The following is a 20,896-nucleotide window of genomic DNA, read 5'->3' on the forward strand; positions in this document are numbered from 1 at the left end:
TCGTTATTGGGTATATCCCCAACTTGTTCAGAAACACATACACTAGAATATAATTTTCTTCATTCATAATTTTAATTAAATCAATTCCATAGGCAAATAAGTTGTTTGATTTAAAAAACATTCATTGCACACTTTGCTTTGAAAGTTTAAATCAATTTGCGTAGGCGCTGCCTAACTTTTCAAAGATGAAAAGATACAAGTTACAAAATCTCCTGTTGGATGAGCAAATATCGGTAAGCTTGGATTACTGATGAACTTTTTTTAAGAAACTTATATACTCAAAACAAACGATATTCAGATTTAATCCAACATGATAAAAACAATTTATGCTGTCATTTTATTCTTGATCATTTTAAATCCTGCACAGGCGGAAGAGTTAAGCTGTCAGCAAGATTATCCTAAAATTATTGCGCCAGACTTAGATCAATTAGGACAAGATTTAAAGAAAAATGATTATTCATTTATGCAACAAAAAACCCATCCATCTCTGATCAACTATGTTGGTGGTGCAGAAGCTTATCAACAGCTGCTTAAATACGTTCAAAATCTGCTTACCAAATCACAGGTAGAAATTGTCAATGTACAATCAAAGCCGCCACTTTATAGCTATATCGTAGATCGTGAAGAAATTTGCTTTGTACCCAAAACCATCACCATGAAAGTTGCGGGTCAAATTCAAGCAGCATCACCCTCATTTATGGTCGCCATTCGTTCACTACAATCACATCAATGGACCTATCTGGACGGTGAAGGACTAAAGAATAATCCTCAGATGCTGTTTACACTTTTTCCAAATTTCCCCAAAGATGTGGAACCTCCATTTCAAACAGATGCCATAAAATAAGCTATTGGATGATGACTTTTATAGGGGCTGAAAAGATTTGATAAAAGTTTTGTGCATCGATCTGATATTTATAACCAGCCAAAACATATGCAGTGCCCTTTTCAGAGAAACTCAACTGACCATTTTTAATCTCATGTTTTGCAGAACCTGATAAAACGACAAAATTACTGAGTCGTTGATTGAGTTTCACGCCATCTTGCTGAACCAATTGCACATTGAGTAATACTGGCTGTTCAACTTTTACTTTGACATTTTTGGGTGCTTGAATATCAACGATGTATTTCGCATAAAGTTGCGTAGAATTGGTGGTTATTCCGTAGGTCCCTGCAATATATAATTTTTTAAATGTTTCATCATTCAATGCCCAAGGCCAAAAACTGATTCCACGGTGCTTGGTCGTTTCTAAAAGATTGATCAAATCAGCACGATAAGCTGGGTTATACGTTGAATTATATTTCTGAACATCGGTATTGATTTGTTTGGCCGCAATTAAAGTATTGCGACTATTGGGCATGCTTCCAACCAATAACCCTCGCGGTATCTCAGACAATTGTGACTGTGCACGTGCAACTTGATCTGCATTAAATGAGGTCGTGACGACTTGATTTTCAACTTGGTGCTTTTTAATTTCATCCTGCATTTTTGCAACCAATGCTGGATTGGCACTTTTCATTTCGATCATCAGTACAAAGTTTGGATTGTGCTTAAATGTAGTGAAATATTCTGCAAGGGTCGGTATTGGATAAGCTTTGTTTTTAGATTTTAATTGCTGAACCTGCGCAAGGCTCATTTCTTCAATTTTACCTGTTGAACGCGTAGTGCGATCCACTGTTGCATCATGCATCACTACAAGATGCTGGTCTTTGGTTAAATAAATATCGTTTTCAACAATATCTGCACCCAAAGCAACTGCATGTTTTGCACTTTCTAAGGTATTTTCATCTTCTAAACTGGGTACACCACGATGCCCAATAATAAAGGGTTTACGTAATAGTGTATTTTTTGGAAACTGCTTTAAAACACTGGCAAATAGCGTACTTTGCGTTGTAATAATCCCATTCACACCTGAAGTCAAAATACCGGCGACATCCTGTGGATCATTTGCTGGTGTATCAACCCACACTGTCATTAAATGACGTTGAATAAAGCTGACACTCGGTTTGTTGGCAAGGCTATGCGGAAGAACCACGATGCGTGCATAGGCCTGATTAGTACGACGCATAATTTCAGAAAGACCGACATGACTCTCCTTTAAATTTTCGCGACTTAAATCTAATGCTGTTCGAAGCGTAGGTACAATTTGATGCGCAGACTTGAGTAAATCATCACTTTTGGACAATACAGTAATATCACTAATATCATGAGATTTAGAGAGTAATTTTAAGGCTTCAATGCTTTTGGGATCTTTGATTTCTAAAACAGGAATGGTATTGCGCTGTGGATTCACCAAATATTGTTGTAATGTTTCAACCACCTGCCCTGTCTGATCAAGCAAGTTTAAATTGGCATCTAATTGATAATATAACTGATTCGCTGAATTTAATGGACTGCTGGTATTTTTAACTTTTTGAATCAGCGTCGGTGCTAAAGCGACATTAGTTTGAATTTCTTGCACTTGGGTGACTTTATTGGCTAAGTCTGGCAATGCACTGGTTTGTTCAGAGACTTGAATATTTTTAACTTTTAAGACTAGGCCTGTTGCTGAAAGCCCGATGCCGCCTTTGGCAGATCCTTGGTCAAGTTCTACATCTTGCATTAACTGGTGGTTTAAATAGTGTTGTACCCGTTGTCCAGAGACCACAATGCTGGCTTTATACCATTGATTTGCTTTGATGTTCTCCGAAAATGCTTTCGTTTCAGAGACCTCCCACTGCCCGTTACTTTTATGACGACCAAACTCCGTACCATTTTTTGCAGTGGTATCTGTTCTGAGGGTAAATTGATAATAACTGCTTGGAATCACCCCCTGAGTTTCTGTGACATCATAAATCACACTGCCCCAACGCGAGTTATTGACAGCTTGGTCTAAAGTAAATTCGAGATCAATGCGATAATTTTGCTGTTTTTCAAGATTTTGCGGTAATAAAATTGAGGTCGGACTGACTGAATTTGCTCGACCATCAATATGAAGCATCCCATTCTCAACATAGACATTGCCGGCATTGTTGCCAGGAATACGCCAGCCTTGAGGAATTGTTTTTTGCTGAACAAAACTTTGTTGATAAAGTGTTTTAAGCTGTTGCGAAGCAAGTTTAGGCTGATTTTGGGTCGAAATTTTACTTGCAAGCTCAGCATGGCTCAACATCGGCAAAGAAATTAAAACAGCAAAAGATAAAACGGATAATTTCATAAAATTTCTAAACCATTTAGAAGCACTTTGCTCAAGCGTATTTCTAAAATGGTGTCAGCCTAATTTAAATTTTGCCGATATTTTAAACCTTTATATAAAATAGAACATCTATTTAAAAGATGCCTAAGCAAATAAACTTTACAACTATTGTTGCTGCTGTTCTTGTTGCCAACGACGTTGCTGTAAACGCTCACCTTCAACTTCACGCTTATTACGAGCAGACTCATATAATTTTGTGCCTTTTAATTCAGGTGGTAAATATTCCTGTAGCACAAAATTTTCAGGGTAGTTATGAGGATAAAGATAATCCACACCATAGCCTTGTTGTTTCATAAGCTTGGTCGGTGCATTACGTAAATGGAGTGGCACAGGTAAGTTGGACGTTTTTTCTGCAAGTTCTAAGGCTTTATTGATCGCCAAATAAGTGCTGTTACTCTTTGCACTGGTTGCCAGATAAACTGCGCATTGGCCTAAAATAATTCGACACTCAGGCATGCCTATCGCTTGAACCGAGCGGAAACATTCGCCCGCTAAAAGCAAGGCATTTGGATTTGAGTTTCCAATATCTTCTGAAGCAGCGATCAACATACGACGAGCGATAAAAACCGGATCTTCACCGCCTTTAAGCATACGTGCCATCCAATACAATGTTGCATCAGGATCACTACCCCGAATAGATTTAATAAACGCAGACACAAGATCATAATGTTGCTCACCTGACTTGTCATAGCGTGCAATGTTCTGTTGCGCAACTTTGACCACGATCGCATTGGTCACAATATTTTCAATATCGGACTCAAAGGTACTGGCAATTAAATCGATTAAATTAAGTGCCTTACGTGCATCACCCGCAGCAAACTGAACCAATGCATCAAATTCTTCAATCTGGATATGGCGGTCTTTTAAAAATTTATCTTGTTGAATCGCGCGTAAAATGAGTTCTTGAATCGCCTCATTACTTAATCCATTTAAGGTATACACCTGACAACGAGACAGCAAAGCACTGTTGACTTCAAATGAAGGGTTTTCAGTGGTCGCACCGATCAGGGTAATTTTGCCTTTTTCAACCGCATTCAATAAAGCATCTTGTTGCGACTTATTAAAACGATGAATTTCATCAATAAACACCACCGGTGTTAATAAATCACCACTGTCAGCAATCACCTCACGGAGCTCTTTTACCCCTGTATTTAAGGCAGATAAGCTAATAAATGTACGATCGACTGCTTGAGCCAATAACAATGCGATGGTGGTTTTTCCAACACCAGGCGGCCCCCAAAAAATAATCGAGGGTAAATGCCCTTGATCAATCATTTGACGGAGTGGTGCTGCAACACCGAGTAAATGATCTTGCCCAATAATTTCAGACAAATCACGTGGACGTAAACGTTCTGGAAGCGGAATTTGAGTGTCTGACATACTGCTTTTTTAATTGATGAATGCTGTCCTTAGTCTACTATGGAAAATCATCAATATTGCACTTTCAGCTTTAAAATAATCGATTCTGCAAAACATCCATTAATGAGGCCTGAAATACTTGACCATGACTGAGGTGTGGATAAAGCATTAATTTTGCATCTACGCCTTTACTGGCCAAATCTAAAACCAATTGACGGTTATTTTGAATCATGTCCCGATCTGCATTTGGGCTGATTGGTCCAGTTGTAGACTGAATAATGTCACCTTCCATCACCCATAATTTTTTATTTTTTAATTGCTCAGGTGGGGCTTTTTCAACGGCTTTGAGTAATCGAGAATCTGCCCATGTGAGAGATGGACTGGCTGAAAAATAGTGTGAAAACTTATTATCTGTGCTTTGACTATTTAAAAGGGTATCTAAAACAAATAAACCAGCATAAGAATGTCCCCATAATGCGGTACGTTGCTTATCCAGTTTTACTTGCGTATTGACCCACGGCATAATTTTTTCAAACAGCACCTGTCTAAATTGTGCACTACCGCCTGCCATACGTTCAGGATTGCGTGGGTCAGCCGCCACTTTCCCAGATTCATCGGCAGGTGTGTAGTCTACAGACCGTGAAGCGGACTCAAACGGTAACTGGGTTTGATAGCCTATAGCTACCAACACGGGGCTGTCTTGTTCGGATAGTTTTTTTAACAGTGACTCATCTAAACGCGCCATAGCAGAGTTGCCATCTAACATATAAACAGCAGGTAAGATCTTATTTTTATTGATGTGTTTAGGGATACCGACCCAAACTTTATAATGCCGTTGTTGATCTGCGGATTGAAAATTTTTTACTTGAAATTGATAGTAACTGGAGCCTTGCTCCGCAATATTTGGCCCTAAAGCTTGCAAATCTGGTTTTGCATAAACATTGCAGTGAATACCGAAACTCAGGCTGATTGCACATAAACAGAATGCACTTTTTTTGAATAACCAAGATAAAGCAAACATTTTAAAACACATCAAACTGAAGAGTTTGCCTATCATATTACTATTTGATAATGATTATCAATTCATAATTGATTCAAATGATTTAACGCACCCATCTTACAATGTATTCATCAATGTCTTCTTCATTGACTTCTGTTTCGGAGATACAACGCCCAGCAGCAGATTTTCTGGCCTTAATCACATTGCTTCTTGAGCCTGTGATCAGATAGTGCCATGCCGGTAAATTTTTACCTTCATTCACCCGACGATAAGCACAACTTGAAGGCAACCAATGAATATTGGCTAATTTTTCAGGGCTTAATTGAATACAGTCAGGTACATAATCTAAACGATTAGGATAGTCAGAACATTGTGCTGTTTCACAATCGAGGAGTTTACAAGACACTTTGGTATAGGCTATTTCATGTGTGTCATCATCTTCTAATTTCACCAAACAGCACAGCCCACAACCATCGCACAACGCTTCCCACTCGGTCGGATTTAACTCAGACAGTGTATAATTCTTCCAAAACTGGGGGCGGATCTCAAAGGTCATGGCATAACATTAAAGTCATTTAAGGCGAAATAATTATATCAGTATATAAGCAGAAATTAGAAAATTTAAAACAGAACAAACCTTTACATATTGCTTTATTAATCACACTTTTTAAACACAACTTCACAAGTCCCTTAGATTTTTCTGCCTATACTGAAAATACATAACAAAAATATGGAGATGAATCTTATGTTTCGTTGGGCAATTATTTTCGCTGTGATCGCCTTAATCGCAAGTTTATTTGGTTTTGGTGGTGTTGCGGGAATGTCTAAAGACTTCGCAGTCATTCTTCTCGTTGTCGCGGTAATCCTCGCGATTGTTGGTTTTATTTCGAGAGGAAAAGTTTAGCTTTTCCTGATCAATTTTCATAAAAGAGAAGAACCTTGGTTCTTCTCTTTTTCATTTGAAAACGACCTTTTTCATTCATAAATTTTCACATTTCTATTGTAAATATTCGAAATTTAGTCATTTGAATCTTATATATTTATGCTTTAATCAATCTCATTCTCGCCGATACACAAGGATTAACAGATGGCTCTTGCAATCAAAACTCGTGAAATTCAATATCAAGCAAAAGATGGAACAACTTTAATCGGTTATTTTGCTGCACCTGAATCCGCACAACCAGTTGCAGGTGTGATTGTTGGTCCAGAATGGTGGGGTCGAAATGAGTATTCTGAACAACGTGCTCGAGAGTTGGCACAGCATGGTTTTGCTGCGCTGGCAATTGATATGTATGGTGATAAAAAAACCACCGCTGCTGCGACTCAAGCCCATGAGTGGATGATGCAAACCTTCCAACATGAGCAGACCATTGTTGAGCGTTCTGCTGCTGCTCTGGCAGCTTTAGCAGCACAACCAGAAGTCGATGCAACGCGTTTGGCTGCGATTGGATTCTGTTATGGTGGTAAAGTGATATTAGATTTGGCACGCTCAGGTGCTGACTTAAAAGCTGCGATTACTTTCCATGCAAATTTATCTGCACAAAATCCAGCGGAAGCAGAAAAATTTAAAGCGCAAGTTTTAGTGCTACATGGTGAAAAAGACAGCATGGTGTCTTTGGCAGATGTCGAATCGTTTAAACAAGAAATGCAGCATGCTCAGGTAAAATCTGAAGTGATCATCCTTAAAGATGCTAAACATGGCTTTAGTAACCCACAAGCAGATGAAAAAGCAAAAGCCAATGGCGTAGATCTAGGTTATAACGCCGAAGCAGAAAAAGCTGGATTAGCAGCAATGTATGATTTATTAGATCGCACCTTGGCTTAACCTACTCTGGCTTAATTAAAATATGTTCTACGTTGATTAAGACAACAAAACGAGGGATTAGAAATGACTGAAAAAGTATGTCCTTATTGTGACTTTGAAGAATTTGATATCATTGATAAAAATGAATTTGGTGCAATTTTGCCTGAACATAACCCTTTGTCTAAAGGTCATTCAGTGATTATTCCTTTGCGCCATATTGCTTCTTTTTTTGAGGTTTCAGAGAAAGAACGTAAAAGCCTTTCCTCTTTATTGGAACTGGCACGTAACGAGCTTAAGATTCGCCATCAACCTGAAGGATTCCATATCGCCTTTAATGATGGTCATGTGTTTGGTGAAGACCAAAGTGAACATTTCCATATTCACATTATCCCACGTTATAAAAACGAACCGCTTAAACTCGATAAGCGTTGGGGTATCATCAACGAAAACTAAGTTGTGACTATAAATGCTTTTGAAAAGACGCTTTGGCGTCTTTTTTTATGCAGATTACTGCTCAAGTTTAAGATAATTTTCCGCAATAAATTTATCTTGGTTATACTGAGCATCCAATTTTTACGCTAGATTGTTATGTCGCAATTTTCATTTTCAGATGCGCTATTGACTTGGTTTGATCAACACGGGCGCCATGATTTACCGTGGCAAGTGGCTGATGATCCATACAAAGTTTGGGTGTCTGAGATTATGTTGCAACAAACACAAGTCAAAACTGTACTGCAATATTTTGATAAATTTATCCAACGCTTTCCGACTGTCGATGATTTGGGTAAAGCCTCATGGGATGATGTTGCCCCCTATTGGGCAGGATTAGGCTACTACGCCCGTGCACGCAATTTGCATAAAGCAGCAGGCGTGGTCAGCCAGCAAGGGCATTTCCCACAAAGCTTAGAACAATGGGTGGAACTTTCAGGTATTGGTCGCTCTACTGGTGGCGCACTAATGTCGCTTGGCTTACGCCAATATGGCGTCATTATGGATGGCAATGTAAAACGTGTTTTGGCCCGTTTCTTTGCCATTGAAGATGACCTGAGTAAACCCATCCATGAACGAGCCATGTGGCAACTGGCGGAAAGTTTATGTCCAACTGAACGCAACCATGACTATACCCAAGCAATTATGGATTTGGGCGCAACCATTTGCACGCCCAAAAAGCCACTCTGCTTATACTGCCCTATGCAACAACATTGCCAAGCCCATCAACAAGGGCTAGAAACCGAACTGCCTTATAAGAAAGCCAAAAAGCCTGTTCCTGTTAGAACTGGCACAGTGTTATTAATTGAGTCAGATCAACAATGGTTATGGGAACAGCGTCCCAACAGTGGTTTATGGGGAGGCTTATGGAGTTTACCGATTTTTGAAAATGAGCTCGCGTTTCAACAGCTTTGTCAAAGTCTAAAACTTATTTCAACTGTTGAACCTGTCCAAATCTCGCATAGTTTTACCCATTTCACATGGATCTTAAATGCGCATATTGTTCGAGTTGAATCAGACCAAAAAGAATACCTTCAGGCTGAACTTGGGGGCGAATGGTTAACACCACAAAAAGCTACACAAATGGGCATCCCTACAGCCATGAAAAAATTGATCTCAGCAGTAAAAATATGACATAGTCAGACACGGGTATTCGAAGCATATTTCAATTTTAATTTGCCCTTTTGAAACTTGAAAATAAGGATTTCTCGTGTCACGTAGCATCCAATATTGCTTGATGGCCTTGCTTGCCATTATTTTAACTGCATGTACCACTGCACCTAAAAAGCCAAGCTCATCTAAGCCTCAGCTTCCACAAGCTCAAATTAACCGCCTAAAAGCAATGTCAATGCCAACCCGATTGGCAATTCCTGTAGATGGAGTAAAACCACAAAACCTCACAGATACTTGGGGTGCATCTCGCAGTGCTGGGCGAGCACATGAAGGAATTGACATCATGGCTTCACGTGGAACCAAAGTTTATAGTAGTACTGAAGGTGTGATTGCCAGCTTAAAGAGCAATAATCTGGGGGGTAAAGTGATTTGGCTCATCGGACCAGGTGGTGTTTATCACTATTATGCTCATCTAAACGATCACAAACGTGGTCTACAAGAAGGCGATTACGTTAAAAAAGGTCAGTTAATCGGCTATGTGGGCAATACTGGAAATGCACGACATACTGCACCGCATTTGCACTATGGACTATACTTAAGAGGTAAAGGCCAAGGTGCAGTCAACCCCTACCCTTATTTACGTTAATTTTAGATTGAATCAATTTAGGAATATTCCATGTCAGAAGCATTGCTTGAGCGTTTAGTTGAATTTGCAGAATCAGGCAATCAACAAAAAATTGCCCTCAATGGACAAAATCATCAAGGCTGGATTATGGAAATCACCGATGAAGCATTAATGATCAGTACTGGCTTTGCAGACAAAGCGGGTAAAGATATTTGGGTAAATTTTAAAGATTTACAACATGCGCAACTTTCCTATTGGGACAACAAACAAGATCAGTGGGTCGAATTTAAACTTTAGACAATTAAAACTTAAATCAATCAGAACAATGGTAGATCTTTTATGACAAATAAACGCTGTGGTTGGTGTTCAGATGATCCTATTTATATTGAATATCATGATCAAGAGTGGGGTAAATCCAATCGAGATGAACAGCATTTATTTGAAATGCTTTGCCTAGAGGGGCAACAAGCAGGTTTATCTTGGATTACTGTTTTAAAAAAGCGTGAAAGCTACCGCGCCCAATTTTTTAACCACCCGATTCAAACCATCGCCAATTTTACTGAACAAGAGCTTGCGCTAAAATGTCAGGATGCTGGGCTGATTCGCCATATCGGTAAATTAACGGCGATTCGTGACAATGCCGTTGCATGGCAAAACATGAAAGCTCAAGACATCGATATGGTGAACTGGTTATGGGATTTCGTCGACCAGCAAGTACAACTCAATGATGTCCCTGATTATAAATTAGCACCGGCACAAACTGAAACCAGTCAAAAGCTTTCCAAAGCGTTAAAAAAGAATGGTTTTAAATTTGTTGGTCCAACCACTTGCTATGCCTTTATGCAAGCAGTGGGTATGGTCAATGACCATGAAAATGATTGTATATCCCGCTAAAAGTTTAACTGAGCAAACAGGAAGGATTCACATGTCAAATAATACGTTTCATGCTTATGCTGCCTTAGAGGCAGGTGCAGCACTTGTGCCCTATCAATTTGATGCAGGTGAATTACAGCCTCATCAAGTCGAAGTCAAAGTTGAATATTGCGGTTTATGCCATTCCGATGTTTCAGTGATTAACAATGAATGGGGAAATTCAGTTTTTCCAGTGGTTGGCGGTCATGAAATTATCGGTACCATCACTCAACTGGGTTCAGAGGCGAAAGGATTAAAAGTCGGTCAACGTGTTGGTATCGGCTGGACTGCGGAAAGTTGTCAGCACTGTGATCCATGTGTTAGTGGTCAACAAGTGCTTTGCACAGGGGGTTCAGTTGCAACTATCGTTGGTCATGCAGGCGGGTTTGCAGATAAGGTCCGTGCAGGTTGGCAGTGGATTATTCCTTTTCCTGAAGATTTAAACCCTGAAAGTGCTGGCCCTTTATTGTGTGGTGGTATCACTGTTTTTGACCCAATCTTAAAACATCAAATTCAAGCAGTTCACCATGTTGGTGTCATTGGGATTGGTGGCTTAGGTCATATGGCCATTAAAATACTCAAAGCGTGGGGTTGTGAGATCACTGCCTTTACATCGAGTTTGGATAAAACAGATGAACTTAAAGCGATGGGTGCAGACCATGTGGTCAATAGTCGCGATGCCAATGCTTTAAAAGCACAACGTGGCAAATTTGATTTATTGCTCTGTACGGTAAATGTGAGTTTGGACTGGAAAGCATATCTCAATACACTGGCGCCAAATGGCACAATTCATATGCTAGGTTTAGTCCTCGAACCGATGCCGATTCCAGCGGGTGCACTGATTGGCGGTGCAAAATCAGTGACTGGTTCACCAACAGGCTCCCCTTTTGCATTGCGTCAATTATTACAATTTGCCGCACGCAAAAATATTGCACCACAAATTGAAGTTTATCCAATGTCAAAAATTAATGAGGCTTTGGAGCGACTTCACTCTGGAAAAGCCCGTTATCGTATCGTATTAAAAGCGGATTTCTAATTTAAGTCTGACCATCCATCACGGTTTATCAAGAACCGTGAATGGAATAAGGCTGTCGGGCTATGCATTTGCTCACAAATCAGTTTAAGCCACACTCTTGGCTGACAATTCACCTCTTACCCAATCTGCCAATAACATAATTGCATCCTGAATTTCCTGAGACAATTCATGGCCTGCATTTAAACGAATACAATTGTTATAACGGTGATCCTCACCAAAAATAATCCCTGGTACAATATTGATACTGTATTGCTGTGCATAATAATACAACGCCAAGCTATCAATCTGCTCTGGGAACTGTAACCACAAGGCATAACTTCCTTGCGGTTGATTTAAACGGATCTCTACCCCATAAAAAGCATGTTGAATAAACTGTAAATATTGCGCAACTTGAGCCATCAACTTAGGGCGTAACTCACTCAAATGCTGACGATAGGCTCGGCTATAAATCAAATCAGCAAGACCCAATTGCAATGGTGTATTGACCGAAACATTTTGTAAAATCAACTTGGCATGTAAGTGCTGTAAACGTTGTGGCAAACAGAACCAACCGACTCGATAAGAGGTCGACAACGACTTGGAAACCGATCCGCAATAAACCACATAGCCCTGTTGATCCCAATATTTAATCGGTAAAGGGCGTTTGGCATTAAAGCTACATTCAGCATAAATATCATCTTCAATCACGTAACACTGATACTTCGCTGCCAGCTGTGCGATTTTTTCTTTCTCGGCATTAGTCAAACAGAAGCCTAAAGGGTTTTGAAAGTTGGCGGTTAATAAACAGACTTTTGCGCCTGAGTTTTGCATCTCTTGTTCTAAACGCTCCAGATCAAAACCTTCGGTATTGGCAGGGATTTCAATAATTTTTCGTTTGAGCAACGCCAATAATTGCAACTGACCATTATAGTTTGGCGTGGGTACAATCACACTGTCACCGATTTGGCTAAGGCTTTGAATCATCACAGACAATGCCGGCATACAACCATTGCTGATATAAATATCTTCTTTGGCAATATAAAAACCATCTTCAGCCCAATGTGCTGACAATGCCTCTCTTAACTGAAGGTGCCCTTGGCGGTCATTATATAAAAAGTCTTCTGGCTTACTGTGCTTTAAAGCACGTTGTATTGAACGGCGTAAGGCCTCTACAGGAACTAAATTAGGCGATAACTGAATCGAACCTAAATGGATCAGTTTATTATTGATTGCTGCTTCATGAATTTGAATTTGTAAGTCTAGATTTGAAACCTCACGCGCTCTCGACTTAAAATCAGGATGGTCAGGTACAGCAATCTGTGGGGCTTTTTGCTGCGATTGAACAAAATAGCCAGACTTTTCTTTGACGTAAATCAAGCCTTGCGCTTCAAGCAATTCATAACAACTCTTTGCTGTATTCAGACTAATATTTTGCAATGCTGCAAATTTTCGCAAAGAGCTCAGACGTTGCCCAACGGCCAACTCTCCACAATAAATTTTCTGTGCAATTTGTTGTGCTAATGTTTGATATTGAAAAGCCATATCTGTACTCAAATTTTAATATTTGTTGTATCTGTATCTATAAAGTTAACAGATTTATGCTTCATTCACAGCCAATTTTTACAAACAAATTGATTTGAAAGGAGAAAAAAATGAGAACGATCGCTTTAATCAGTATTGTCTTTGGATTAACTGCTTGCCAGCCTCAGCAGGTCAATCAAGCTGCTCAGAAACAACATTTTGTATGTAAATCTTTGATTGAAGGCTTTTTAAAAACACAAAATTTAGCTGAGTATCAGCTTGATCATCTAGAACCCACCTTACACCAGACTGCAGCTGTGCGAAACTACCGCTACCATTCCAGTAGTGATCAACGGATGAAGATTAATATCCCGGTGCAAAAAGACTTGGCGTTCAAATGCCTTCAGACAGCAACTGATCATTTTGAAATCCAATTGGTCAATCCACAACAAACCAGTAGCCAAACTTTACTGAGTCTGGATTTACCACCACAAAAGACTATCGAAACTTTGACAGCTTTTGTGTTAAAAACTCAATAAATAAACGGACACGCTTTGGTAAATGTTCCTGTTGATAATACACTGCATGGATGTGTTGCTCATAAAGCTCTATTTGATCTTCAAATAGAGCGATCAAGCGTCCTTGCTTTATATCTTTTAAAATCTCAAACTCAGACAATCTCGCAATTCCATGCCCGCGTAAACACAGTTGACGGACAGTTTCACCACTGGATGCTTTGATTTTTGGTTTGACAGTAAGCCTTTCTCCATTGACTCGAATCGGCCAAGTATTTAAACGGCTGACTTTGCTAAAGCCAATTTGGGTATGATTTAAAATATCTTGCGGTGTTGCTGGATAACCATGTGTAGCTAAATACTCAGGACTGGCAACGATATATAATCGGCTTTTACACAACAAACGCGCATGTAAGCTCGAATCATTAAGATCACCAAAACGTATTGCAACATCTGTCTTATGTTCTAATAAATCGATAATCTGATCGTTACTGTTTAACTCTATTTCTATTTCAGGATACAACTGAGAAAACTCTTGCATCAACGGTGCAATCACATGTAATACAAAAGGTGTCGCGGAATCCACGCGAATCAGCCCAGATGTATCACTGTCTGATTTTAATAAAGCATCTTCTGCTTCATTGAGGTCATGCACAATTTTTCGGGCTTTTGCTAAAAATAATTGCCCCTCTTGGGTCAACTTAAGTTTACGTGTTGTCCGCTCTAATAAGGTGACATTCAGTTTAGATTCAAGTCGTTGCAAGGCTCGACTTACACCTGAAGTGGTTTGTTCAAGATGCGTTGCTGCTGCAACAATCGAACCACTATCGACAATATTAATAAAAGCCTGTAATTCTTCGAGTGTAGATTTCATTGCTGTCAGCGCTCTGTTTATTGTTGATTTCTAGTCAACAATATTTTGCATATTCCTGTGTTTTTTCGCAACAATTAAAGTAGCAAAATACACCCAATCTCAGAAAATAAAGTGAAATCCAGCATGACAAACATCGTTCCTCAATTTGGTGTCGGTACTTTCCGTTTAACAGGACAAACTGTGATTGACTCGGTCAAAACAGCCTTAGACGTTGGTTATCGTGCTGTAGACACTGCTCAAATCTATGGCAATGAAGCAGAAGTCGGTCAGGCCATTGCAGAAAGCCATATCCATCGTGATGATTTGTTTATCACAACAAAGATATGGACAGATCATTATCAAGCCGACAAACTTATTCCAAGTCTTAAAGACAGCTTACAGAAACTGGGTACTGATGCTGTCAACTTAACCTTGATTCACTGGCCAGCGCCAAGTCTAGGAATTTCTGTTGCAGAAATGATGCATAACCTGTTAGAAGCGAAAAAGCTGGGCCTAACTGAACATATTGGAATTTCAAACTTCAATATCGACTTATCGCAACAAGCCATCGCTGCTGTAGGACTTGAAAATATTGCCACCAACCAAATTGAACTTAGCCCTTATTTGCAAAATGATAAGTTGGTGAATTTTTTACAGTCACAAAATATTGATGTGACCTCTTATATGACCTTGGCGTATGGCAAAGTTTTAAATGACCCAACATTAACTGAAATTGCCAAACAGCATCAGGCTTCTAGCGCTCAAATTGCATTGGCATGGACATTGCAGAAAGGCTTTGCTGTCATTCCGTCATCGACTAAACGTGAAAACTTAATCGCCAACTTAAAAGCACAAGAGATTCAGTTATCTGCTGAAGAAATGCAATTAATCGCACAATTGGAACGAAATGGCCGTGAGGTTGATCCTGAAAACTTAGCACCTCAGTGGGATGTTTAATTCACTGCTGGAGTAAAAGTGATTTAAAGCAGAGCAAATCTTGGCTCAGGCTTTGATTAGCAAAGTTTGGTTGCTAGGTTTTTGCTTACTAGGTTTCGAAACAGGGTTTACCGCCTTTTGATCATGACTTAGATTGCTTCGCAAGATTATTTTCTTGCGAAGCTTTATTTTGTCACTTCATCAACATAGCGGCTGAAAAGTAAATGACCATCCTCGTGATTGGCCGAACACTGTTACATCCCATCATTTTCAATATGCTGTATATTTGAGATTTCTCATGAAATTAAATTTTCCCTTACTCGCATTGGCCATTGGTGCTTTTGCAATAGGAACAACTGAATTTTCTCCTATGGGCTTTCTTCCCCAAATTGCAGAAAATTTGAATATTTCAATCCCAACCGCAGGCATGCTGATCACCGCATATGCACTCGGTGTCATGATTGGTGCACCGTTTATGACCTTATGGTTTGGACGGTTTCCACGACGTAAAGCACTTATTTTAGCCATGATTATTTTTACCATTGGCAATATTCTTGCTGCAATTGCCCCCAATTACTGGGGCTTAATGGCCGCTCGAATCCTGACCAGTCTCAATCATGGGGTGTTTTTCGGGATTGGTTCCATTGTTGCAACAAGCGTCGTACCTAAAGACAAACAAGCCAGTGCAGTTGCCACCATGTTTATGGGCCTCACCATTGCCAACATCGGTGGTGTGCCTTTAGCCACATGGGTTGGGCAGAATATTGGCTGGCGTATGTCATTTGCAGCAATCGCCTTACTCGGCGTGATTACTATGCTGTCACTATGGAAAGCCTTGCCTGAAGATAAAGCAAGTCAACGTCCTGATGTCAAAGCAGAATTAAAAGTGCTGACTCGGCTGCCTGTGGTTCTTGCATTGCTCACCACGGTGATGAGTGCAGGTGCAATGTTTACTCTCTATACCTATATTGCGCCTAGCCTACAAAACATCACCCATGCAAGCCCGATGTTTATTACCTTGATGCTGGTACTGATTGGAATTGGTTTTTCAATTGGTAATCACTTAGGTGGGAAATTTGCAGACTTGTCACTGACCAAAACATTGACCAGTTTCTTGCTGTTACTGATGGTGAGCATGTTGCTGTTCCCTATACTGGCTCAAACTCAAATTGGTGCAGCATTGGCACTGATTGTCTGGGGAGCAGCAGCCTTTGCAGTGGTCCCACCTTTACAAATGCGTGTCATGTCTGTTGCTCATGAAGCACCTGGATTGGCGTCCTCTGTGAATATTGGGGCATTTAATTTAGGCAATGCTTTAGGTGCAACAGCTGGTGGAGCAGTATTGAGTATGGGCATGAGTTATGCTGCGGTGTCTATTGCAGGTGCGGTACTCACAGCTTTAGGGTTAGTGCTGGTTTTTATTCAAATGAAAATGAATAAAGCGCCTGCTCAACAATATAGCCATTCAGCGTAGCGCTTAACAATCGCCACAAAGACTGCAAGTAACCTTTCTTTCTACATCAACACATTGAGAAAGGTTACTTTCAATAGTTAAATGAGCGGAAAGATCTGCCAAGCATTATTTTTTCGAATATAGCGTTGTTTCGTCAATAAGTGATCTGCTTCAGGATTATTGATCAAACAATGCCTATTTTAAAATATCAGGCAAAGCTGTAAAGGGTTTATTCTTTGCCAATTCTGTTTTCATTTTCTGCAACATCTGATAAGGCTGCTGTTCGACCAAAATATTGGTTAAGCTTGCAGGAATGGAACCTTCTGGATTGGCGTGTCCAGAGGTAATGACTTTGACTTTATTGGCACCGAGTTTTTGAAAGGTCCAATCACCTGAATAATCTTTTAAACGCACATAGTCAGGATTTAATGCTTTACCTTGCTGAATCGCAGAATTCTTAATAAAAATGCTGCCATTTGCATCTTTAGACATGGTTCCTTTAACCACCATGTCGCGATCTTTTAACGGAAAGGGAAAATCTAAAACCATATAAATGCTGAATTCACCTTTTTTATCATCGCGAGATAACACTTCAGCTTTGGCAACATTGGGTACCCATTTCGGTGAGTTTTTGACGTCCAATACCAAAGCGACAGCACGATCAATCGGCACGTCTAATGTTGTTTCAGCTTTATAAGACAACACAGAATTACTGGCATCCTTGTATGTCCATACCTGAATGTTATTTTTATTCAAACTCAATTTGGCATTGCTTGGTAAAGCAGCTTGTGTAGTCAGGCCAAAAGCACTGATTACACAAGCAAATAACATCACTGTTTTTTTCATTTTTGAATGTTCAAAATTTGACTAATTGTTTTAATTCTATCGCATCAGATTTTAAGCTTAAATATCATTTAAGCCTAAAACGTCTTTCATATCGTATTTTTTTGCATCTTTGCCGACAACCCAAGCAGCTGCACGTACAGCACCGGCAGCAAAATTCATACGATTCGTGGCTTTATGTGTCACTTCCACACGCTCACCTTCGCCAATAAACATCACTGTATGTTCGCCCACAATATCACCACCACGAATCGTTTCAAAGCCAATGGTTTCACGTTCACGTGGACCTGTATGCCCCTCACGACCATAGACAGCAACTTTCTTTAAATCACGACCCAGTGTGTCAGCAACAGCTTCACCCATCATCAATGCAGTACCTGATGGTGCATCTACTTTATGACGGTGATGTGCTTCAATAATTTCAATATCCACAGTATCGCCAAATACTTTAGCTGCCAACTCAAGTAATTTAATCGAAACATTCACACCCACTGAATAATTTGCAGCATAAACAATCGGTGTCTGAGTCGCAGATTGATTTAATAGCTCTTTTTGTTGATCCGAAAAACCCGTTGTACCAATCACCATCGCAACACCAGCAGCACTGCATAGTTTTAAATTATGTTCAGTGGCAACAGGCGCAGTAAAATCAATCACCACATCTACATCTTTGAGGATCTCTTCCAAGTTGCCAACCACTTTGATTCCCACAGCACCAATTCCTGCAAGCTCTCCTGCATCTGCACCAATTAATGTGCTTTCTGGACGCTCTACTGCAGCAGCAAGCTGAAAGCCTGCTTGTTGTACAGCTTGAATCAATGTACGGCCCATACGGCCACCTGCACCTACAATACCAATGCGTGGAGCTGCTGACATACGATCTTCCTAAATCTGAATTTGAAAATTTGGCTCTACTATAACAAAACTCGGTTCCAAGACGACGTTTCAATATAAAAAAATACTGTGATCTTTTTACTTGCTTTGGGATCTGTTGCGCTCATTGGTACAGAATAGCCTGAACGAATAAATAGATTAATTTTATAAAATATATCGGTAAAACTTTGAAAAATTTACAACTTTTCAAATCCATTTCATCAAAATGCAAGAATCCCACAGCAGACTACATGCCACGAATGAAAATAATATGGCTTATAAGGAGATCAATATGCATTCGAATAAAGTGGCTTTCGCTCTGGTACTCGGCATGATGATGACAAATGTTTGGGCTGAATCAGCGCCTGCAACAACATCAGCAACAACTGAAGAAAAAACGCTTGCTCAACCCAATAGCAACACAGCATCTGAACCTCAAACAGAAGTTCGTGTTGAAGATATTGATGCACCAATCATCGAATAATAAGTACCTATTTTTCAGCGGTTGAGGGCATGTCCAATACCTTCAACCTCTCATTTTAAAAATAACTCAATTCAATTGTAATTATCATCATAAAAATTAGGCACTACAGCCAAACATCAACACTTATATTATTTTTAAATTATCTAAAAACTGCTTGAAATGTGTATTAAATTACAGCTAAAAATAACTAAAAAACAAAATTTAAATTTTTCAGATCTGTAAGGTCTGTTAATAATTCGTCTATGTTTGCGATTTTGCGTTTTTTTAACTGATACTAGGCACAAAATACCAAATCTAGTCTTTCTAAATAATGACAAACATCATTTTGCAAGATAACGATGTAGTAGCAAAAATACGCTACACTAAAAGCGCTTGGACGCAATCATAAAAAGCATATATCAAAGGAAATACCATGCAACTCAAAAAAATCATTTTAGGATTGATGATGACAACAACTGTTTCACTAGTTTGGGCCGAAGACACCACACCGCCTACCGCTCCATCATCAGAATCATCGACACCAGCAACACATCCCGCGGTGATACTCCCCCAAGATGATAATTCAATAGATGCTGCCCCGGATGACAACGAATTTGATTTATCACCATCGAATCAAGCATCAAAATAAAAAAAACGGAGCAACAAGATCTGTTGCTCCGTTTTTACATATTCAATGTTTAGCTTGCTAAATGAAAAGATCTAAACTCAATTAGTCAAATAAACGATCGAAGAAAGATTTTTTCTTCGGTGACGATTTATTGTCATCACTTTCCATCGTGGCTTGAAGTTCTTTCAAGAGCTCACGTTGACGGCTGGTCAAATGTACAGGTGTTTCCACCACAATACGGCAAAGTAAGTCACCTTGCATACTGCTACGTACAGGTTTTACCCCTTTACCACGTAGTCGGAACATTTTACCGGTTTGTGTACCTTCAGGCACTTTCAAACTGACTCGGCCATCCAATGTTGGAATTTCAAGTTCTTTACCTAAAGCAGCATCTGCGATACTAACAGGTACATCCATATATAAGTCTGCACCATCACGTTGGAAGATATCGTGCTCACGTACTACGACTTCAACGTATAAATCACCAGATTGACCATCACGAATCGCTTCACCTTTACCCGTTAAGCGAACGCGATCACCATTATCAACACCTGCAGGAATAGTAACTTCAAGAGTTTGCTGACGATCTGATACACCTGAACCATGACATTTGCTGCATGGATTTTTAATAATTTTACCTTGTCCACGACAGGTACTACATGTCTGCTGAACAGAGAAGAAGCCCTGTTGCATACGCACTTGACCTGCACCATGGCAAGTCTTACAGGTTTCTACATCATTTGGATTTTTTGAACCTTTACCATCACACACATCACAAGGTGCTGGTGCAGTAAAGGTAATGGTTTTCTTAACGCCTCTCACCGCTTCTTCGAGTGTTAATTCCATGACATAACGCAGGTCGGAACCACGACGCGCACGTTGCTGACCACGGCCACCTCCGCCAAAAGCGCCACCAAAGATGTCACCAAACTGACTGAAAATGTCTTCGGCGCTGAAACCACCACCAAAGCCACCGCCGCCCATACCACCTTCAAAGGCGTTATGACCCATACGGTCGTACATGCTACGTTTTTCACCGTCAGAAAGAATTTCATATGCTTCCGCACATTCTTTAAACTTTTCTTCAGCTTCTGAGTTGTCAGGATTACGATCCGGATGATACTTCATCGCCAACTTACGGTAGGCTTTTTTAATTTCATCATCACTAGCGGTTTTAGCAACACCTAAAACCTCATAATAATCACGTTTAGCCATGATTGGCGATGCTCCACAAAATTTGATAATACTTCTATGCAGAGTA

The 20,896-nt window shown here is 39.8% G+C and carries 23 protein-coding genes; 14 read left to right on the top strand and 9 right to left on the bottom strand.

Features of this window, described 5'->3' with window-relative positions; all coding sequences use genetic code 11:
• Window positions 1-310 precede the first annotated feature (310 nt).
• A complete protein-coding gene (locus FY049_RS15995; protein ID WP_224964517.1) occupies window positions 311-844 on the top strand; it encodes a hypothetical protein in 534 nt (177 codons plus the stop codon).
• Between the two features lies 1 nt (window position 845).
• On the opposite strand, the gene FY049_RS16000 is transcribed toward FY049_RS15995, so the two are convergent.
• The 4 genes from FY049_RS16000 to FY049_RS16015 form a co-directional block, all read right to left on the bottom strand.
• Window positions 846-3,194, bottom strand: a complete 2,349-nt coding sequence (locus tag FY049_RS16000; protein ID WP_224964516.1) for a glycerophosphodiester phosphodiesterase family protein — start codon at window positions 3,192-3,194, stop codon at window positions 846-848.
• 144 nt (window positions 3,195-3,338) lie between these two features.
• A complete protein-coding gene (locus FY049_RS16005; RefSeq protein ID WP_004718810.1) occupies window positions 3,339-4,613 on the bottom strand; it encodes a replication-associated recombination protein A in 1,275 nt (424 codons plus the stop codon).
• Between the two features lie 70 nt (window positions 4,614-4,683).
• Complete coding sequence (locus FY049_RS16010) at window positions 4,684-5,613, bottom strand: alpha/beta hydrolase (protein WP_166782910.1); 930 nt, start codon at window positions 5,611-5,613, stop codon at window positions 4,684-4,686.
• 82 nt (window positions 5,614-5,695) lie between these two features.
• Entirely contained in the window at window positions 5,696-6,148 is a 453-nt protein-coding gene (locus FY049_RS16015) for a YcgN family cysteine cluster protein (RefSeq protein ID WP_034614705.1), read from the bottom strand.
• A 189-nt stretch (window positions 6,149-6,337) separates the two neighbouring features.
• Here FY049_RS16015 and FY049_RS16020 point away from each other — a divergent pair, with 189 nt between their 5' ends.
• The 8 genes from FY049_RS16020 (at window position 6,338) to ahr (ending at window position 11,571) form a co-directional block, all read left to right on the top strand.
• On the top strand, window positions 6,338-6,496 hold the full coding sequence (locus FY049_RS16020) for a DUF1328 domain-containing protein (RefSeq protein ID WP_004718815.1): 159 nt from the start codon (window positions 6,338-6,340) through the stop codon (window positions 6,494-6,496).
• Window positions 6,497-6,679: 183 nt separating this feature from the next.
• A complete protein-coding gene (locus FY049_RS16025; RefSeq protein ID WP_166782909.1) occupies window positions 6,680-7,417 on the top strand; it encodes a dienelactone hydrolase family protein in 738 nt (245 codons plus the stop codon).
• Between the two features lie 63 nt (window positions 7,418-7,480).
• Entirely contained in the window at window positions 7,481-7,849 is a 369-nt protein-coding gene (locus FY049_RS16030; protein WP_004718818.1) for an HIT family protein, read from the top strand.
• A 135-nt stretch (window positions 7,850-7,984) separates the two neighbouring features.
• The gene (mutY, locus tag FY049_RS16035; RefSeq protein WP_004718819.1) at window positions 7,985-9,019 is read left to right on the top strand and encodes an A/G-specific adenine glycosylase; all 1,035 of its coding nucleotides are present in this window, start codon (window positions 7,985-7,987) and stop codon (window positions 9,017-9,019) included.
• Between the two features lie 76 nt (window positions 9,020-9,095).
• The gene (locus tag FY049_RS16040) at window positions 9,096-9,644 is read left to right on the top strand and encodes a M23 family metallopeptidase (protein ID WP_004718822.1); all 549 of its coding nucleotides are present in this window, start codon (window positions 9,096-9,098) and stop codon (window positions 9,642-9,644) included.
• 30 nt (window positions 9,645-9,674) lie between these two features.
• Window positions 9,675-9,920, top strand: coding sequence for a hypothetical protein (locus FY049_RS16045; RefSeq protein ID WP_056517037.1), 246 nt, complete (start codon window positions 9,675-9,677; stop codon window positions 9,918-9,920).
• Window positions 9,921-9,962: 42 nt separating this feature from the next.
• Complete coding sequence (locus FY049_RS16050) at window positions 9,963-10,517, top strand: DNA-3-methyladenine glycosylase I (RefSeq protein ID WP_151956670.1); 555 nt, start codon at window positions 9,963-9,965, stop codon at window positions 10,515-10,517.
• Between the two features lie 31 nt (window positions 10,518-10,548).
• Window positions 10,549-11,571, top strand: coding sequence for an NADPH-dependent aldehyde reductase Ahr (gene ahr / locus FY049_RS16055; RefSeq protein WP_034614740.1), 1,023 nt, complete (start codon window positions 10,549-10,551; stop codon window positions 11,569-11,571).
• An 84-nt stretch (window positions 11,572-11,655) separates the two neighbouring features.
• Here the strand turns inward: ahr and FY049_RS16060 are convergent, their stop codons facing one another.
• Window positions 11,656-13,092 (bottom strand): aminotransferase-like domain-containing protein, encoded by a 1,437-nt coding sequence (locus FY049_RS16060; protein ID WP_004718828.1) that lies wholly within the window; start codon window positions 13,090-13,092, stop codon window positions 11,656-11,658.
• A 110-nt stretch (window positions 13,093-13,202) separates the two neighbouring features.
• Between FY049_RS16060 and FY049_RS16065 the strand changes: the two genes are divergently transcribed.
• Window positions 13,203-13,610 carry a hypothetical protein gene (locus FY049_RS16065; RefSeq protein ID WP_446083999.1) on the top strand — a complete coding sequence of 136 codons (408 nt, stop codon included), beginning with the start codon at window positions 13,203-13,205 and terminating at the stop codon, window positions 13,608-13,610.
• Here FY049_RS16065 and FY049_RS16070 read toward each other — a convergent pair.
• A complete protein-coding gene (locus FY049_RS16070; RefSeq protein WP_004718832.1) occupies window positions 13,570-14,460 on the bottom strand; it encodes a LysR family transcriptional regulator in 891 nt (296 codons plus the stop codon). The genes FY049_RS16065 and FY049_RS16070 overlap by 41 nt on opposite strands.
• A gap of 123 nt (window positions 14,461-14,583) precedes the next feature.
• On the opposite strand from FY049_RS16070, the gene dkgB reads away from it, so the two are divergent.
• Both dkgB and FY049_RS16080 read left to right on the top strand, forming a co-directional pair.
• Window positions 14,584-15,396 carry a 2,5-didehydrogluconate reductase DkgB gene (gene dkgB / locus FY049_RS16075; RefSeq protein WP_446084000.1) on the top strand — a complete coding sequence of 271 codons (813 nt, stop codon included), beginning with the start codon at window positions 14,584-14,586 and terminating at the stop codon, window positions 15,394-15,396.
• A gap of 277 nt (window positions 15,397-15,673) precedes the next feature.
• On the top strand, window positions 15,674-16,849 hold the full coding sequence (locus tag FY049_RS16080; protein ID WP_004718835.1) for an MFS transporter: 1,176 nt from the start codon (window positions 15,674-15,676) through the stop codon (window positions 16,847-16,849).
• A gap of 174 nt (window positions 16,850-17,023) precedes the next feature.
• Here FY049_RS16080 and FY049_RS16085 read toward each other — a convergent pair whose 3' ends face one another.
• Window positions 17,024-17,674, bottom strand: coding sequence for an START domain-containing protein (locus FY049_RS16085; RefSeq protein ID WP_004718837.1), 651 nt, complete (start codon window positions 17,672-17,674; stop codon window positions 17,024-17,026).
• A gap of 57 nt (window positions 17,675-17,731) precedes the next feature.
• Window positions 17,732-18,547: a 4-hydroxy-tetrahydrodipicolinate reductase gene (gene dapB / locus FY049_RS16090; protein ID WP_004718838.1), complete on the bottom strand. Its 816-nt coding sequence runs from the start codon at window positions 18,545-18,547 to the stop codon at window positions 17,732-17,734.
• 289 nt (window positions 18,548-18,836) lie between these two features.
• On the opposite strand from dapB, the gene FY049_RS16095 reads away from it, so the two are divergent.
• The gene (locus FY049_RS16095; RefSeq protein WP_004718840.1) at window positions 18,837-19,028 is read left to right on the top strand and encodes a hypothetical protein; all 192 of its coding nucleotides are present in this window, start codon (window positions 18,837-18,839) and stop codon (window positions 19,026-19,028) included.
• A 412-nt stretch (window positions 19,029-19,440) separates the two neighbouring features.
• A complete protein-coding gene (locus FY049_RS16100) occupies window positions 19,441-19,656 on the top strand; it encodes a hypothetical protein (RefSeq protein WP_105713935.1) in 216 nt (71 codons plus the stop codon).
• A gap of 81 nt (window positions 19,657-19,737) precedes the next feature.
• Here the strand turns inward: FY049_RS16100 and dnaJ are convergent, their stop codons facing one another.
• Window positions 19,738-20,850, bottom strand: coding sequence for a molecular chaperone DnaJ (gene dnaJ / locus FY049_RS16105; protein ID WP_004718844.1), 1,113 nt, complete (start codon window positions 20,848-20,850; stop codon window positions 19,738-19,740).
• Window positions 20,851-20,896: the final 46 nt, after the last annotated feature.

The sequence above is a fragment of the Acinetobacter sp. 1125_18A genome, from assembly GCF_052824985.1.